The organism is Hyphomonas oceanitis SCH89 (assembly GCF_000685295.1).
GTDB lineage: Bacteria > Pseudomonadota > Alphaproteobacteria > Caulobacterales > Hyphomonadaceae > Hyphomonas > Hyphomonas oceanitis.
The window spans coordinates 1-1,717 of sequence record NZ_ARYL01000105.1; the positions used below are offsets into that span (position 1 = coordinate 1).

General features: G+C 56.4%; 2 protein-coding genes. Both read right to left on the minus strand.

Going from position 1 to position 1,717, the window contains the following annotated elements:
- Positions 1–470, minus strand: a 470-nt coding sequence (locus tag HOC_RS20385) for a polyphosphate kinase 2 family protein (protein ID WP_479682636.1), incomplete at its 3' end; no start/stop codon positions are given.
- Positions 436–1,713: an SAM-dependent methyltransferase gene (locus HOC_RS20390; RefSeq protein WP_051625174.1), complete on the minus strand. Its 1,278-nt coding sequence runs from the start codon at positions 1,711–1,713 to the stop codon at positions 436–438. The genes HOC_RS20385 and HOC_RS20390, both read right to left, overlap by 35 nt.
- Positions 1,714–1,717: the final 4 nt, after the last annotated feature.

Genomic DNA, 1,717 nt, shown 5'->3' on the forward strand with positions numbered 1-1,717 from the left:
AGATAGTATTTGAGAATCTGGATTCCGTCGCCAACCAGCATTTTTTCGAACGCGCCAACATTGTCATAAAACGCTTCGACCTGGTCGTCGCTGGCAAATCCCATGACCCTCTCCACGCCGGCGCGATTGTACCAGGATCGGTTGAACAGGACGATTTCTCCGTCTGCTGGCAAATGCGGCGTGTAACGTTGAAAATACCATGACCGCGTGTCCCGGTCGGACGGCTTTCCAAGCGCGACGACGCGCGTCTCACGCGGACTGAGATGTTCGGTGATCCGTTTGATCACGCCATCTTTTCCGGCGGCATCTCGCCCCTCAAAAATGACCAGTATGCGGTGGCCGTGCGCGATTGCCTGCCGCTGAATTTTGACAAGCTCGATCTGCAGATCGCGCAAGTCATGCTTATAGGCTTTCCTGGAGTGTCCTGCGTCAGTTTTATCGTCTTTGGACATTGGCGAGCGGTCTTTCATCATGCACGGGAGATACCTGCCGAAGGGGGCCGCGCGTGGGCTCGGGCCGATACAGATAATCCCTTGTCAGGGGAACGGCGTCCTGGCGTTTGGCGAGCTGAAGCTGGAAAACGTTGTGGACACCGTGCCGGAAAGACAATTCACTGCACACGAGGTAGTAATCCCACATACGTACAAAGCGCTCATCATAGAGCGCTTCGGCCTCGTCTGCCCGCGCGCGAAAACGTGATCGCCAGGCTTTGAGGGTTTCTGCATAGTGCAGGCGCAGGATTTCAACATCCAGGACCATCAGGCCTGCTTTCTCGATCGCTGGCAGGATTTCCGATAGCGCGGGTATGTAACCGCCTGGAAAGATATGGCGCGCGATCCACGGATTCGTCGCTCCAGGTCCTGGGGTCCGCCCTATTGTGTGAATGAGCGCCGTCCCGTTGTCTTTTAGGCACGCCGCGACCTGATCGAAATATTCGCGATAGTGCGGCACACCGACATGCTCAAACATGCCGACCGAGACGATACGGTCATAATGACGGGTCAGATTGCGATAATCCTGAAGCCCGAACTCCACTCTGTCGCTGAGGCCCATGTCGTCCGCACGCTCACGGGCGAGACAATGTTGCTCGCATGACAGAGTGACCCCGTGAACACGGACATTTTCCCGGCCGGCAAGATGCAAGGCCAGTCCGCCCCACCCGCAACCGATATCGAGGACAGTGTCCCCAGGCTTGAGGCAGAGCTTGCGTGCGATATGTTCTTTCTTGAAGCGTTGCGCATCGGCCAGGGACGTCTCCCGGTCAGGGAAGTAAGCGCAGGAATACTGCATATCCTCATCGAGGAAGATGCGGTAAAGGTCGTTGCCAATATCATAATGGTGCGCAACATTTCGAGCCGCTCGTGCACGTGGATTGAACTGCGCGATCGCCCGAAACGTCTTTCTGAGGAATGCCGGTAGCGAGGCACTCGGGCGGCCATCGGATAGTATATTCGTCCAGAAAATATCCAGCAGGTCGTAAAGGTCGCCCGCTTCCAGTACCAGCCCCCCTTCCATATAGGCCTCGCCGAGCTGCAATTCCGGATCCAGCAGGATGCGGCGAAGCCATGCCTCCGATTTGATCGCGATACGGATCGGACTTATGCAGTATGAGCCAAAGAGGGACGTCGCGCCATTTGGAAACGTGACTTCCAGGCATCCTTTACGAATAGATCGGTCAAGCCGGCTCCTGGCGATTGCACTCCAAAGACTCATAGGG